This is a genomic window from Kribbella orskensis, from assembly GCF_004342085.1.
GTDB lineage: Bacteria > Actinomycetota > Actinomycetes > Propionibacteriales > Kribbellaceae > Kribbella > Kribbella orskensis.
The window spans coordinates 23292-37869 of the sequence record NZ_SLWM01000015.1 but is presented as its reverse complement, the minus strand read 5'-3'; the positions used below and the strand labels follow the sequence as shown (position 1 = coordinate 37869).

The window sequence follows — 14578 nt, the reverse complement described above, 5'->3', positions numbered from 1 at the left end:
GCGTGCCCCACGTCTACGCGAGATGCTCCTGCCTAACGAACGATCGCGTCAGCCATCACGCGCTGGGCGATGGCGTGAAGTGGAGGCGCGCTGCGCGACAGCAACTGGATCAAGCCGGTGTACTGCAGATCATGTTCAGGGTCGACCCAGAACCAGGTGCCTGCGGCACCGTCCCACATGTACGGACCGCGGCCGACTGGCAGATCTGCCTGCTGGGGGGTCGTACACCACGACGCCGTTCCAGCCGAATCCGTCGGCCGCAGCCGATCCCGGCGCACCTGAAACCTCCACTGAACCACCGCATGACGCTTCCATGCCCGTCAGGCACGCCGAAGATACTTTTGCTGCATTAAGTATGCGGGTCCTAGGCTCCAACGCGCTGGTAGCCGCCGCTGATCCAGTTCACGAGCAGCCGTGCGTACTCGTCGGACGCTTCTTCCCAAGCGAAGTGGCCGGCATCGAGCGGATGGGCCTCGTTGTGCGGCAGGTTGTCGGCCAGGAACTGGTTGTTCGACCAGGGCACGAGGTCGTCGCCCTTTCCGGCGAGGATCTGGACCGGCGTGGTGATGGTTGGCAGGAGATCACGCAGTACCGGGTTCTGCTCGGGGTAGTGCCGCACGAACCGGGCCGACTCGGCGAACCGCCCGAGGTCGTAGGCGCTGACGTAGTCCTCGTGGACCTCCGGCTCGCTGTCGGAACCCGCACCCGCCTGGACCGCGTAGCCGATGTTGGTCCTTGCGTCCAACGCGCGTATGACGTCCAGGTCGGGCGCCTCGATGACGTCCTTGAGGGCCCCTCCGGCATCGATCGGGTACCGGACGGCTCCGCCGCCGACGGTCAGGCTCGTGACACGGTCCGGGGCTGTGGCCGCGAGGAAGAGCGCTGCCGCGGCCCCGACGTCGGGACCGACCACGTGGGGTGCGCCGAGCCCCCACTCGTCGATCAACCGCGCCAGAAACCCTCCCATGGCGTCGGGAGCGATGAGCTCCGGGCGGTGCTGGTCGGAATGACCGAAGCCCGGCATGTCGATGGCGACAACCCGCCCCAGCGGGGTTACCTTGCCCCAGATCCGGCGAAAGGCCAAGAGACTTTCCGGCCACGGCGCGAGCATCAGCACGGTTGTGCCGGACTCTGCCCTGGTATCCGCGTAGCGCACGCGTACTCCGTCGCAGACCCGAAAGTAGGTCTGGATCGATACGGCTTCTGGAACACTCATCTGCTTGCCTTTCCTCAAATCACCACGCCTCGTACAGCGCGACTTTCCTGCGTCCGGCGATGCGGCGACATCACGCGAACGTGTGATGCTCCTTCAGCGGCGGCTCGGGCAGGCTCAGCTGCTATGACCAAGAGCGACGAATCGGTGATGACGGTGGAGCAGGCACGGAAGATCTCCGCTCCGCTCTACGAGGCACTGAACAGGCCGGCCGAGAAGGACGTGTCAGCGCTGCTTGCCGAGGCGTGAAGTCGTCGACATCCACGTGGTCGACGACCTGATGATCGTGCGCGGTGAGGCGACAGGTACGCCGATGGCCGAGTTCTGGAGAGCTGCGCCGACCGGCAGGTCCTTCCGGACAATGGCCATCGACCTGTTCACCGTCCGCGACGGAAAGCTTGCCACGGTCTACCACATCGAGAACTGGTCGACGGCGCTAGAGCAACTCCGAGCCTGACAGGCGTCGCGCCGATGTCGCGTTGGCTCCTTCCTTCGGGGTCCCGCGATCGTGGCGGGGATGTTCGTGTCCTCGGCCGCCGGCGTGCGAAACGTCGCCGTGAGGTTCGGGATCGTGACCGCGCTCGTAGGAGCCATGGGGCTGGTGGCACGGCCATCATCCTGCAGCGAGAGCTGATGACTTGAACTGTCAGGTCGCTGAGTCGGTCCCGGCAAGAAAGCGGTGGACGTAGCTGACCGCCAGCGCACCTTCGCCCACCGCGGATGCGACGCGCTTGATGGAGCCCTTGCGGACGTCGCCGATGGCGAAGAAGCCGGGCACGTTCGTCTCGAGGTCGAACGGCCGCCGATCCAGCCACCAGGTGCCCTCGAGCATCGCGGGCGAAAGATCGTTTCCGGTCAGGAACAGACCGTGCTCGTCGAGAATCAGATCGGAGTCCTCCGCCCACTCGGTGTTGGCCTCGCCGCCGATGCACACGAACACCCTCGTGGCCGGGACTTCGACCGTGGCCCTGTCCCCTGTTTGTAGGTCGATCGCCATGATCTCCCGGCCGCCCACCAGACGCCTGATCGTGGTTCCGGTCCTGACCTCCACGTTGGGCTGGGCCGCGATCCGATCGACCAGGTACGCCGACATGTTCCTGGAGAGCTCCAGGCCCCGCACGAGCAGCGTCACCTTCTCGGCGTACTGCGACAGATTCATGGTGGTCTGGCCCGCGGAGTTCGCTCCACCGACGACCACGACTTGCTGGCCTGCGCACTGCGGCGCCTCGCCGATCCCCGAGCCGTAGTACAGCCCCGCGCCGAAGAACTTCTCTTCGTCATCCAGGCCGAGCCGACGCCAACGCACACCCGTCGCGCAGATGTTGGACCGCGACGCCATGACCGAGCCGTCGGAGAGGTTCACCCGAAGGAGTCCGTCAGTGAAGGCTCCCTCGAGTCCAGCGCGCATCTGGAGCAGCTCGGCGCCGAACCGTACCGCCTGCTGCCGGGCTCGCTCGGCCAACTCGGCACCCGAGATTCCGGTCGGGAACCCGAGGTAATTCTCGATGAGGCTGCTCGAGCCCGCCTGCCCGCCGACGGCGTTCCTTTCGATCACCGCCACGCGAAGCCCCTCCGACGCGGCATAGACGGCAGCGGAAAGTCCAGCAGGACCAGCCCCGTAGATCGAGAGGTCGTACACGTCGGTCGAAGGCCGAACGACCCAGCCGAGATGCTTGGCAAGTGTCTCCGGATCCGGCGCCTCCAGTCGTTCCCCACCGGGCAGTTGGACAACTGGCAACTCGACGCCGTCGAGTGGAACGCCCAGCGCTCGGATACAGTCGTGGTCGGTGGCCAGTTCGGTCCACGTGTACTGCGCGACGCTGCGGCTCAAGAAGTCACGCAGTACATAGGACGCAGGATCCATCGGCCGGCCGAAGACGCGCACCAACGACGCCGGCCCCGAAGTTACGGTACTCATCGCGATCAGTAGATGGTGCGCAACGGCCGATTCCAATCACCTGTTCAGGTGATTGGCGAGTTCCGTTCTCGAGCGGACGGAGAGTTCGCGGTAGATGCGGGTCAGGTTGGCTTCTACTGCTTTGACGGATATGAACTGTTCCGCGGCTGCTTCTTGGTTCGACCGGCCGACTGCGACGAGCTCGGCGACCCGGCGTTCGGTCTCGGTCAGTGTGCTCGTCGTCGGGTACAGACCGACGCGGCCGGCTTCGTCGCGGGTTCGTTCCTCCCACCGGGGTACGCCGAGCTCGTCGAAACCACGTGGGCGACCCGGCTGGCGCAGTACGACGCCGTCTGTGACTGGGGAGTTCCCGACCACGCACTCCTCGAACGGGTGAGCGCGATCAAGGTCCCCGTTTCGTCGCGAACGGCGACAGCGACCCGATGATCCTCCCCCACTACTCGTACCTCCTGGCCGGCCTGATCCCCCACTCCCGACTCCGCCGACGGCTTCCTCGTCCAGCACCACGCTGAATTCGCCGCCGACGTCAACGCCTTCCTGATCTGAGCTGCTCGGACATCCAGGCCTCCGCGAGCGCCGTCCAACCGGACGCATCACCGGCACCCTCGGCCAGCCCGAGGTTGTGCGGGCCGTGCGCGAACACGTGCACCGTGCGTGGTGCGTCGTACCTGGCCAGCGTCGCCGCGAACCGATAGCTGTGCTCCGGAGGCACCCGGACGTCCTCCGCGGTGTGCCAGAGAAAGAACGGCGGCGGCGAAGGTGACACGAGCACGTCGAGTGACGTCGACCGGCGTGCCTCGGGCGACGCGTCCTCCCCGAGCAGGATGATCCTGGACGGCCGGTAGATCTCGGTCTCCATCGAGGTGATCGCGTACCCGAGTACGGCGAAGTCGACCGATTCGGCGGCTGCCATCCAACGCGACCGCCCGGGTGGACGCCATCACCCGATCAGGTGATGGATCGTCCCGGCCGTCAGGTGCTTGGCTCTGGCACATCAGCGACCTGAAGGAGCACTGCCATGCCGATGATCGACGTCTATGCGGTAGCCGGCACGTTCGGCGACAAGCATCAGCTCGCGGTCGACCTCGCGACGACGCTGATGAAGATCGAGGAGGTGCCGGACATCCCGATGTTTCGGCAGAACACCGCGGCCTTCGTCCATGAACTCGACACAGCCGGCCTCGCGAACGTCGACGGTGAGAACACCTACGTCCGCGTCCAGGTGCTCACGAACCACGGAGCGCTCGACCGCAAGAAGCAGCTCGCGGTCGTCGCCGAGCTCACCAGCATCGTGGCCGAGGCGGCCGGCGATCCGATCCTGGCCGACCGCACCTGGGTCTTGCTCACCGAGGCACCGGACGGCGGCTGGGGCCTCGCGGGCCACGCCAACACCAACGAAGAGCTGGTCGCCGCGGCCAGAGCCCAGATCGCCGAGATCGGAAGCTGACAGACATGGAACCCGCGGTCGTTCTCGTGCACGGCGCGTTCGCGGACGCGTCCGGCTTCGCCGGCGTGATCCGCGAACTCCAGACCGCGGGCATCACCGTGATCGCCCCACCCAACCCGCTCCGCAGTCTCGCATCCGACGCCGCCGGCATCGCCACGATGGTCGAGGCGATCGACGGCCCGGTCCTGCTCGCCGGCCATTCGTACGGTGGCGCAGTGATCACGCAGGCCTCGGCCGAGCTCGACAACGTGGTCGGCCTGGTCTACCTCGCCGGATTCGGGATCGACGTGGGCGAGAGCTGCGCGAGTGTCCACGAGCCGTTCCCACCGACCCTGCTGGCCAAGACGTCCGCCCCGACGCCGTACGACGCTCCCGGCGGGCCGGGCGGACCCGATCTCTACATCACCGAGGCCCAGTTCCGAGAGACGTTCTGCGCCGACGCCCCGGTCGACGTCGCGGCGGCGATGTTCGCCACCCAGCGACCGCTGACCCTGGCGGCCCTCACCGAGAGCGCGACCGCGGCCGGCTGGAACACCACACCGTCCTGGTCCCTGATCCCCGACCACGACAACGCGATCGCGCCGGCCGCCCAACGGTTCATGGCCGAGCGGATGCGGGCCACGACCGCGACGATCGCCGGTTCGCACACAGTGTTCATCGCCCGGCCCGTCGCGGTCGCCGGGTTCATCCGGCGTGCGCTCGCGGGATGACTGCTGTCCTGCGCTTGTCCGGTCTGCTTCGATGGGGCCGGAGATGAGCGGAGACGACGATGGTCGAGAGCCGGCCGCTGCGCGGACGCAGTGAGCAGCTGGGCCTGGCGCTCAGTGCGGTACGCCGGGTCCGTGCGATCGGCGCGTCCGGCGTCGTACTCGTCACCGGCGCGCCCGGGATCGGCAAGACGGCCGTGCTCACCGAGATCTGCCGCCAGGCCGCGGTCCAGCGCTTCCGCGTCGCCCGGACCAAGTGCGACGAGATCGAACAGGTCTCGCCCGGCGCGCCGGTCATCGCCGTACTGCGCTCGGGCCGGGATCCCCTAATCTCGGCCGACGACTACGAGCACCTCGGGCAGATCGAGCCGCTGGTCCTGGCCGACCGGATCGCGACGTACCTGGAGAAGGCGGCCGCGGGCGGGCCGCTGGTGATCGCGATCGACGACCTGCACTGGGCCGACCGGGTCAGCCTGTTCCTGCTGCGCTCGCTCATCCCGCGGCTGATCGGCCTGCCGGTCCTGTGGGTGCTCACCAGCCGTGACCGGCGGCTCAAATCCGAGCTGGAGAGCGTGGATCACGTCCGGTTCCACCACCTGCTGCTCACGCCGCTGACCGCTCCGGACCTCGCCGCGATGGCACACGACCGCTTGGGTGGCGTACCGAGCCGGCACACCCAGCAACTCCTGGCGGCATCCGACGGCAACCCGTTCCTCGCGGTGCAGATCATCGACGGGATCGCGCGGACGGCGGGCCGGGAGGACGCGGTTCCGGCCGAGTTCACCGCTGCGATCCATCGCCGTCTGTCCGAGCTCGATCCGACGGTACGGTGGGCCGTCGAACTGCTCGCAGTCGCCGGGCGAACACTGCCGATCGACGACCTCGTCCTACTCCAGCCCGAGCTCACACCGGAGCTCGTCGGCGACGCAATACTCAGCGGCCTGGTCGCCGAGACGTCGGGAACGCTGTCGTTCCGGCACGACCTGATTCGCGAGACGGTGTCTGCCACGATCGCCGGACGCACCGTCCGCGGGCTTCATCTGCGCATCGCAGATCATCTGCTGCGAGTCGCCGGCCAAGAGTTGCTCGCGGCATCGCACGTCAAGGCCGCGACGATCCCAGGCGATCTCGGAAGCGCCCTCATTCTCACCTCCGCCGCGGAGCAGTTGACGTCGATCAGCCCCGACGATGCCAGCGAGCTCGCGATGCTCGCATTCGGGACCCTGCGGCCCAGTCACGACCGGTGGTTCGAGATCGGCCAACGCTGCCTGGCGGTCCTGGCCCGCACACAGCACGTCGCGGAGACACTGACGGTCGCCGATCAACTGCTCGCCCGCGCCGACGAGGCCGAGGTGATCGGGCAGGTCGAGACCGTGACGGCTCGTGCCCTGTGGCTGGGCGGCCAGGTCGCCGAGCTCACTGAGCGCTGCGATCGCGTCCTGCGGTTGCCTGGACTGGCTCCGGCGATCGCAGCGCGGCTCACCGCGGCCCGGGCACTCGCGCAGACCCGGATGATCCCCGGAGCGCAGGCGGCCGACGGCGCCCGGATGGCCTTGGCGACAGCTCAGGCGGCGGGCGACCAGGAGGCGATCACGTTGGCGCTGCAAGCGTGCGGGGAGGCTGCCAAGAACGAGGGCCGGCATCGGGCGAGTCTGGGGTACTTCCGCGACCTGCGGCCGCTGCTCGGAACGTCGTACCTGGCCGAAGAGATCATCGCGCTGCAGCTCCTCGACCGCTACGAGCACGCGCAGACCCTGCTGGACCAAGCCCGCAAGGACAGCGAGTCGGCCGTCGAGGGCGCGTTGCCCGCACTCGCCTACGCGCAGGTGTGGCAGGACTTCAATCTGGGCCGGCTCGACGACGCCGGCGCGGGCGCACTCGGCCTGATCGAGCTGGGCCGGCAGCTCGGCACCAGCGTGCACGCGCTCGAGGCGATGATGATCCACGCCGCGGTCCAGCTGGCCCGCGGCGAGTACGAAGCCGCGGACCGCCAGGTCGAGGCGGCGGCGAGGCTCACCGACGCGGACGAGAACATCCGCGAGCCCGCCGTACCGCTGATGCGAGGCTGGCTGGCCGCGACCCGAGGCGACCTGGATCGGGCGACCGCGATCCTCCGCCCACTGCTCGACACTGCGGCCGAATCACGCACGTTCTGGCCGTGGTGGCCCGGTTGGACGGCGGTGTTCTACGAGATCGGGACCGCCGCCGGCGAGCCGAAGTTCGCCCGGCAGGCGGTCGACCTCGCCGAGCTCGGCGCCGAGCGCAACCCTGGGGTCATCAGCTTCGAAGGACTCGCTCTGAACCTGCGCGGCCGCGCCGAGGACGACCTCGCCCTCGTGGCCCGGTCGGCCGAGGTGCTCGCCTCGAGCCCGCGACCAGCGCTCCTAGCGGTCGGCGCCGCAAGCTACGGACGGGCGCTGCTAGCCGCGGGCGATCGCGACGCCGGGATGGTCCAGCTGGACCGGGCCTGGGACGTCTACCACGCGATGGGCTCGCTGGACAGCCGCAACGGTGTCGAGGCTACGATGCGCCGCGCCGGTGCCCGCCGTACCAAGTGGGACCAGTCGACCGCCCGCCCTGCCACCGGCTGGGAAGCCCTCACCGACGCCGAGCAACGCGTCGCGAAACTCATCGCCGCCGGCCACACCAACAAATCGGCCGCCTCGACCCTCGGCATCTCCATCAACACCGTCGGCACCCACCTCCGCGCCGTCTTCGCCAAACTCGGCATCCAATCCCGCGTCCAACTCGCCAACACCCTCAACGCCCACCCCGGAGAGACGCGCGAGCCGGACGGCTGAGAGACCAGTCAGGGGATCTGCACGATCGTGAAGACCTGGTGGAGGAGGTCGGTGAGCGACCGGTCGTTTTCCGTCCGTCGCATCAGAGCGACCTCGATGCAGCTCAGCGCGGTGTTGACGATGGCCCGGGCGCGAAGGACCATCCCGGAGGCGTGCTCGGTGTCTTCCTAATTCCCCCGGTACTTCCCAAGCAAGGAAGACGTCGCCTTCGGCGACAGCATTCCCGCCGCCTGGCGGGATCGCAGGTCACCGGCAACATCGCGTGCTACCGGCAACCATCAATCACGAAGACCCTCAACTGGCCCAAGAACAGAATCGAGCTCATCGAATCCGGCCGCATCAAGGTCGACCGGACTATGTCCACCACCCTCCTCTGGACCTACAACCCCACCCTAGAAACCACCGACGCGCTCCTCGCCCAGGTAGACCAAGCCGCCGAGCCAGTACCCGCAGACACCCTCACCTGGATCACCTCCCACGCCTTCCGCAAAGCCGTCGCCACCGCCCTCAACGACCGCGGCCAACAGCTCGCGCGGGCGCCGACCCAGCGGCGGCCTTGGCGACAGTCGAAGCAGCTTGGCGGAGCCAGGTGGACCTTCTCTTCGTCTATGGCAGCGAGGACGCTGGAAGCGACACATCGAACTCGCGAAGGTGATGCGCGCCGACATCGCCGCGTACGAGGCTGGGCATGTTGATTGGCGGGCTTATAACAAGGCGGTGGAGTCCTTCCAAGAAGTGTTCTGTCACGAAGTGTCTGCCGAACCGCGAGAGGGCTGCAAGCATTAGCGGTCTGGGCCGCCCGAGCGGCGTGACGTCGGACTGCCTGGTCCCCTCGAACTAACGGAGGGCACGCTGGTTTTGCACCCGCGGATGTTGATGAACGCGACTCGCTCGTACGTCGCCCGCGGGCCTCCGGCTTCGTAGCCAGTACGGCGCACTGAGGTGTCAGCCGACCGGGAGCCAGGCGGCGCGGATATCTTCGGGGGACAGGGTTGCAGCTAGGGACTCGTCGACCAAGCGGCGTTCGGTGATGTGTTGTTCCTGGACGCGTGCCCGGAAGGCGCCTTCGGTTGCGTCGAGCAGCGGTATCAAGCGGAACTTCCACCGTCCGTTTTCTCGGTAGAAGGTGAACGAGACCGGGCTCTCCTTGCCGTCCAGCTTCACCAGCACTGTGCCGACGTCGCCGGACACCTCGACCGTGCCCGCGGACATCCGCTCCACGGCCGCGGCCTTGAGGTTCGCCCCAAAATTCCAGTTCCGTTGTTGCCCCCGCCGCACCGCATCAATGACAAACTGAGTCGTCGACCAGCTCCGGATGTTCTCGGCCGGAACCGTCGCTCGCAGGAGGATCACGGCCAGTTGGTCGCTCATCCTGGCTCGCCTGAGATAGGACTCCGGCGCGGTCAAGGCCAGCTTCTTCATCCCTGCGTAGTACTCGATGCTCTCCGCCGTCAGCAACGCCGCCACCGTCCTGCCGTCCTTCGCCAGCAGGGCCTCACGGTACGAGGAGAACGCCTGCGCCACCGCGGCCTTGTCCACAGCCGAACCAGAAACAGTCGACCGCGGCGATGGCACCGGCTCCGCACGCTCCCCACCGGAACAAGCAACCAGCACAACGCACAGGACTCCGGCCGTAACCAACCGACCCACAAACCGCTCAGGCACTCGAGCCTCCCCAATCAACGCCGCACCACCGCGCGCAACGCTACAACGCCCCGGGCGCCCACCAGGAAGACTGTCGTGCTGGGGCAGGTCATCGACCCGTGCACGACATCAGCAACAGTCCTCGAGCTATGCCGTCAACTCGAGGAACGCACCGCCACCGCGCGGCCAATCGCGAGTTGATGACCCAGCTCAACGGCCCGGCCGACCGATCGCTGCAGTTGGTCCCTCCAGAACGGGCGAGGATTCGTCCCTGCCGCGGGCTAGCGCAGAGTGGGCGGTGCCGCTCCGGAAGCAACGCCTGCGGCGGGTCGTGGACGAACAGAGCGCAGAAGGGTCAGAAGTCGATACGCATGACGGCGCGGCGTTTGCCCGGCCGGCTCACCTCGACGAACTCGGCATCGGCGAACATCGCGAGAGTGCCGACGGACCCGCCGTCCACGACGTCTGGGTAGCCCTCCACCGCGCGGGCGCCGCGTTCACGGGCGAACCCGACGGCGGCGCGGGCGAGTGCGCGGCTGACCCCTCGGCGCCGGTAGCCGACGCGGGTGACGAAGCAGGTCACGGCCCAGACAGTGGTGTCGGCCTTGTCCTCGTTGCGGCCCAGCCAGGGGACGCGGTAGTCGCGGAGCAGCCTCGGGTGATCCGCCCGCGGCGCGACGGCGCACCAGCCGACGGGCTCACCGTCGAGATACGCGACCAGGCCGCTCGTCGCCCGTGCCTTTCGGTTTCCGCAGGCGGTCTGGTCGCGAAGACGGGCAGCGAGCTCCTCGGGACCTTCAGACGCCCAGGACTCTTTGGGCAGCATCCGGAACCGCTGGCACCAACACCGTGCGGTGTCGCCGGATGTGCCGAAGACCGCCCGCAGGTCCTCCCAAGCCGCCTGGTTGGCCGGAACGATCGTGAGCCGCTCGGCGGTGACCGGGTCCCGCGAGCCCGTTGGGCGGGGAACGGGAACCCCCTTGACCGAAGGCAGCTTCTGCTGCTTCTGCTTACGGGGCAGCGCGTCGAACGTGAGCCGAACGTCCACCGTGTCGCCTGCGTCCAGTCCTTCGGGCTTGCGCACGGCATCCTTCAGCGGGAGCAGGTAGCCGCCGTCCTTCGGCCACAGCGACGTCTTCCACTCGGTGTTGCCGATCCGAGCGCGGATCGGGAGCATCCCCCACCCGTAGCTGGCGGCGGAGGCCGTGGCCCGCAGCGCGACACTTTCCTGCTCCGGCACGGAGACGAAGTAGTACGGCGCAGGACCACGCCACTCGATGACCTCGCCGATGAACTCATGATCCATGGCCAGATGCTAGGCCCCATTCCGGGCGTACCGCTTCCGCATTCACCGCCGCGCCTGGCTGCGTGCCACCGCCAGGTACGGCCGGATCGATCTGCCCGACCAACTTCTGAACAGGCTCTAAGGGCTTGTCTGAGTGCGCGTCGACCTGTCATCGACGACAAGTGTCGTGCACGTGCGAACCACCACAATCCAGCGCCTGACCAGGCCGGTTAGTGCGCAGGCCAGCTGGCGGACACCGCCGACCCCGACAGAATTCACCTTCAGCCACTCGCGGCGGCCGCCGACGTACCGGTGGCCGCGCCCTTCACGACCAGACCCTCGACGCCTTCGCCGCGGGCAATACGTCGAACCACTCCCGGGCTTCCTCGAGGTCCGCGGTGACCGGTGTCAGCTGCAGCGGGGGCGAGAAGCTGGTGGCGAGCTGCTCCAATCGGCCGCGGCGTACGATCCACCGCTGGGTGCGCAGCTCGACCCCGGCCACCGCGAGCAGGTCGAACGCGACGTACGACGCCGGTGCGGCGGCGACCAGCTCCCTCGCTTTGGCCGGTGCTGTGACCATGCGGCGCTGCAAAGCGTCGAAGGACAGCCGGCCGTCGACCAGCATCAACAACTCGCCGTCCAGTACGACGCCGTCGGGCAGTTGCCGTGCGGCGGCGGCCTCGACGTCGGGGAACCGATCGGTCAGGTCTTTGCGCTGCCGTGACCACAGCCTCGCTTGGTCACCGCGCCGAACGATGGTGCAGCGACTAGTTGACTGAACTCTTCAGCGCGCCGGGTGGCGCGCCAGTGTGTGGCTGGAGAGGGTGTGCCGGTGTCGTTAGTGGATCTGGGCCGGGTGCTGGAGTTCAGGTGGGGGCTGCGGTGGCGCGTGTTCTCCCGTCGAGGACATGACCAGCAACGCCGAGGCGCGACTCGTCGAAGCCAAGGACCGCGCCTGGCTCGGCGAGCTCAAGCCTCGGGGAGGGGTCGGCCAAGATACGACGGAAACCGGCAACCAGTGATCTTGAGTTGAACTTGCCGCAGGTGAGGTGCTGGGGTGGATCGGCGTCGGCTGCCCGACCAGGGACGGCGATGCGCAAACGCAGCCGGAGGCCCGATCTTGTGTCACCGTTCGCAGTGGACTTCTTCGCGTACCCGCTCAGATCGGTCAACGGCGCACCCGATAGCGCAGGTGAAGCACCCGGTTGCCCTGAATCACCACGTCAGGTTCCTCCAACAGGTGCTGCGCGTCGACTGACCCGAAGTAGCGCTTGCCGGACCCGAACACGACGGGTACGACGTCCATGCGCACTTCGTCGACCAGACCTGCGGCAAGCACCTGGCCACCGACCTCGCCAGCGGCGACCTCGACTATGCGGTCACCGGCAAGCTCCTGCGCTTTGGCCATGGCTGCCTCGACGCCGTCGACGAAGTGAAACGGCGCCTCTGGGTCCCAGCCCTCGGGCTTCGGCCGGTGTGTCACGACGACCACGTGGTCGATCCCGCCCGGAGGCTTCCCGTCCCAGCCGTCGGTCATGTCGAAGACGTGGCGGCCGACGAGTGTCACCCCGATCTGGTCCCAGTACGCCCGGGTGTAGTCGTAGGACACCTGCGACACCTTTAGCTCTCCGCTCTCGTCCAATGGGACGTCACCGTTGGACAACCAATCGAACAGCGGTCCGGGCTGATCGTTCTTGTCCGCGACGAAGCCGTCCACCGACACCGAGCTGTACATGACTACCTTGCCCACGGGGCTCTCCTTTGCTCTGGGGTGCCCCCCCAAATTAGCGTGTCGTGAGCTGTCGCTCTTGTAAGAAATCAATCGGCCGGCAGCGGCCAGCTGTCCAGCGCGTGGCCGGGATGTTCGCGCAGGAACCGCCGCCGGACTTCGACGTACCGGGTCGGGGTGAGCCCGGTGAACGCCCGGAACTCGTGCCCGAAGTGGGCCTGGTCGAAGTAGCCTGCGCCAGCGGCGAGGTCGCCCCAGTCGATCGGTCCGGCGGGGTTGATCGCGAACACGGTGGCGGCGAAGCGGCAGGTGCGGGCCAGCCGCTTCGGCGTGACGCCGATGAGCTCCTTGAACCGCTGTGCCAGATGAGTGGGATCCGGGCTGCCACAGCCAGCGCGATCGGTTCGCCGCGATCCCGGTGCTCTTCGACGTCACCACCTCGAAGCTGGTTGAACATGTGCGGCTGCCCATGCGTGCGGAGCCGGCCCTTTGCCATCAACCGGTACACCTTGTCCCGGTCGACGCCGAGGATCTCGGCAGCCTACGCGGTCGAGATCCGATCGTCGGCGGCACCCGGTCGCGATCCCAGCGAGTGCGGGCTGACGGTCGGGGACTGCATTGCGCTAAGCCTGCCAGGAGCGAAGTTCGAGCCCGCTCGTGCCGGTCCGTACCTGTACTGCGGCAATGGCGGCGCCCCGGTGAGCGATACACCGGGCGGAGGGATCGGAGGATGACGCTGAGACCGAGTGGCGCCTGGTCGCGCTGCTGAGGATCGTCGAGCGGGGTCCGGCGCTCTACGCCTCCACCTGGTTCCGGCTCCACTACCCGCGTCGCGCGAGTGCGCACAAGCACCCTGTCTCTGGGTAGGGTCTGCTTTCGGCCGGGCGAGCGAGTCCGGCGGAGAGGAAGGAACACAAGATGATGCGCGCCGGTTTTGCCCTGCTTGCTGTGCCACTGCTGGTCAGCTGCGGCGGCTCCTCCGAGCTGAGCGCGCCGCCACCGACGGTATCGGCGACAGCTTCGGTGACTCCCGCACCACGGGCGTCGGCTCCTGCGGCGACACCGTCACGAGCCGTATCGCCGCGGCCGACCGCGCCGACTGCCACGCCACGGCAGGCCGATCTCGCGCGGCTGGTGGTCCGATCCGCCACCTTCACTCGAACGTCGTCCCGGGACTGGGATCGGCAACGGGTCGGTGCGTTCGACGTGGAGCGGTTCGTCGGCAAGTTGTCCGGGACCCCGCAGGAGGATCGCCAACTGCTCGCCCGGACCGGATTCGTCCGCGGGTACGTCAGCATCCGCATGTCGTCCGACGACCGACGACTGGTTGTCTGCCTGTACCGGTTCCGTTCTCATCAGGGCGCTGTGACGCTCCAGAACCGTTTCTGGGGACAGTACGAGCACGGCGACACGTTCACGGTCCGGGGCATCTCGCGCACCTGGACGGACTCAGGACTGACAAAGAAGTCGTCTCCCACGCGCTTCACGGCAGGTGCGAACGTGAATTTTGTCGTCGGCAACGTCCTCGCCCAGGTGACGGTGACCGAGTCAAGCCAGACCCTCGACGGCCTCCGCCCCGACACCCGGCTGGCCGCCACCATTTCGAACCTCCAGCAGGATCTCCTCAAGGCCGCTGGCTGATCGGTCACCACAGCGGCACCTTCGCCGTGCTCTACGCCGATGTGCGCGGAGCCTGCCGGCTGTACTAGATGAGGTAGATGGGAGACGTGGCGGCAGGTCTCCCTAACCGCTGGCGGAACGTCCTCCGGCAGTAGTTCCGCTCGAGACGGTGGGAGTAGGCGTTATTGGAATCTGCACTATTCCGCGTAACTGG

At 67.7% G+C, this 14578-nt stretch carries 16 protein-coding genes; 6 read left to right on the top strand and 10 right to left on the bottom strand.

Features of this window, described 5'->3' with window-relative positions; genetic code table 11:
- Positions 1–364: 364 nt before the first annotated feature.
- Positions 365–1216, bottom strand: a complete 852-nt coding sequence (locus tag EV644_RS30470; protein ID WP_132192451.1) for an alpha/beta fold hydrolase — start codon at positions 1214–1216, stop codon at positions 365–367.
- A 123-nt stretch (positions 1217–1339) separates the two neighbouring features.
- Here EV644_RS30470 and EV644_RS47275 point away from each other — a divergent pair, with 123 nt between their 5' ends.
- Positions 1340–1462, top strand: coding sequence for a hypothetical protein (locus EV644_RS47275; RefSeq protein WP_255511369.1), 123 nt, complete (start codon positions 1340–1342; stop codon positions 1460–1462).
- A complete protein-coding gene (locus tag EV644_RS30465) occupies positions 1449–1670 on the top strand; it encodes an ester cyclase (RefSeq protein ID WP_132192449.1) in 222 nt (73 codons plus the stop codon). Before EV644_RS47275 ends, EV644_RS30465 begins: the two co-directional genes overlap by 14 nt.
- A gap of 189 nt (positions 1671–1859) precedes the next feature.
- Here EV644_RS30465 and EV644_RS30460 read toward each other — a convergent pair whose 3' ends face one another.
- From EV644_RS30460 to EV644_RS30450, 3 genes are all read right to left on the bottom strand, one after another.
- On the bottom strand, positions 1860–3131 hold the full coding sequence (locus EV644_RS30460) for an NAD(P)/FAD-dependent oxidoreductase (protein ID WP_132192447.1): 1272 nt from the start codon (positions 3129–3131) through the stop codon (positions 1860–1862).
- A 36-nt stretch (positions 3132–3167) separates the two neighbouring features.
- The gene (locus tag EV644_RS30455) at positions 3168–3488 is read right to left on the bottom strand and encodes a helix-turn-helix domain-containing protein (RefSeq protein ID WP_132192445.1); all 321 of its coding nucleotides are present in this window, start codon (positions 3486–3488) and stop codon (positions 3168–3170) included.
- Positions 3489–3657: 169 nt separating this feature from the next.
- The gene (locus tag EV644_RS30450) at positions 3658–4044 is read right to left on the bottom strand and encodes an alpha/beta hydrolase family protein (RefSeq protein ID WP_132192443.1); all 387 of its coding nucleotides are present in this window, start codon (positions 4042–4044) and stop codon (positions 3658–3660) included.
- A 105-nt stretch (positions 4045–4149) separates the two neighbouring features.
- On the opposite strand from EV644_RS30450, the gene EV644_RS30445 reads away from it, so the two are divergent.
- From EV644_RS30445 to EV644_RS30435, 3 genes are read left to right on the top strand one after another with little or no spacing between them, the layout of a single operon-like run.
- Positions 4150–4578, top strand: coding sequence for a tautomerase family protein (locus EV644_RS30445; protein ID WP_132192441.1), 429 nt, complete (start codon positions 4150–4152; stop codon positions 4576–4578).
- Between the two features lie 5 nt (positions 4579–4583).
- On the top strand, positions 4584–5288 hold the full coding sequence (locus tag EV644_RS30440) for an alpha/beta fold hydrolase (RefSeq protein ID WP_132192439.1): 705 nt from the start codon (positions 4584–4586) through the stop codon (positions 5286–5288).
- Positions 5289–5347: 59 nt separating this feature from the next.
- The gene (locus EV644_RS30435) at positions 5348–8086 is read left to right on the top strand and encodes a helix-turn-helix transcriptional regulator (protein ID WP_132192437.1); all 2739 of its coding nucleotides are present in this window, start codon (positions 5348–5350) and stop codon (positions 8084–8086) included.
- Positions 8087–8094: 8 nt separating this feature from the next.
- On the opposite strand, the gene EV644_RS47270 is transcribed toward EV644_RS30435, so the two are convergent.
- The 6 genes from EV644_RS47270 to EV644_RS30405 form a co-directional block, all read right to left on the bottom strand.
- Positions 8095–8229 (bottom strand): hypothetical protein, encoded by a 135-nt coding sequence (locus tag EV644_RS47270; protein WP_255511368.1) that lies wholly within the window; start codon positions 8227–8229, stop codon positions 8095–8097.
- An 802-nt stretch (positions 8230–9031) separates the two neighbouring features.
- Positions 9032–9625, bottom strand: a complete 594-nt coding sequence (locus EV644_RS30430; RefSeq protein WP_132192435.1) for a hypothetical protein — start codon at positions 9623–9625, stop codon at positions 9032–9034.
- A 460-nt stretch (positions 9626–10085) separates the two neighbouring features.
- Positions 10086–11036 (bottom strand): GNAT family N-acetyltransferase, encoded by a 951-nt coding sequence (locus tag EV644_RS30425; RefSeq protein WP_199240074.1) that lies wholly within the window; start codon positions 11034–11036, stop codon positions 10086–10088.
- Between the two features lie 304 nt (positions 11037–11340).
- Positions 11341–11772 (bottom strand): ATP-dependent DNA ligase, encoded by a 432-nt coding sequence (locus tag EV644_RS30415; protein WP_132192433.1) that lies wholly within the window; start codon positions 11770–11772, stop codon positions 11341–11343.
- A 411-nt stretch (positions 11773–12183) separates the two neighbouring features.
- On the bottom strand, positions 12184–12765 hold the full coding sequence (locus tag EV644_RS30410; RefSeq protein ID WP_132192431.1) for a dihydrofolate reductase family protein: 582 nt from the start codon (positions 12763–12765) through the stop codon (positions 12184–12186).
- A 68-nt stretch (positions 12766–12833) separates the two neighbouring features.
- Entirely contained in the window at positions 12834–13109 is a 276-nt protein-coding gene (locus EV644_RS30405) for a helix-turn-helix domain-containing protein (RefSeq protein ID WP_255511371.1), read from the bottom strand.
- Between the two features lie 553 nt (positions 13110–13662).
- Between EV644_RS30405 and EV644_RS30400 the strand changes: the two genes are divergently transcribed.
- Positions 13663–14385, top strand: coding sequence for a hypothetical protein (locus EV644_RS30400; protein ID WP_132192429.1), 723 nt, complete (start codon positions 13663–13665; stop codon positions 14383–14385).
- The last annotated feature ends 193 nt before the right edge of the window (positions 14386–14578 follow it).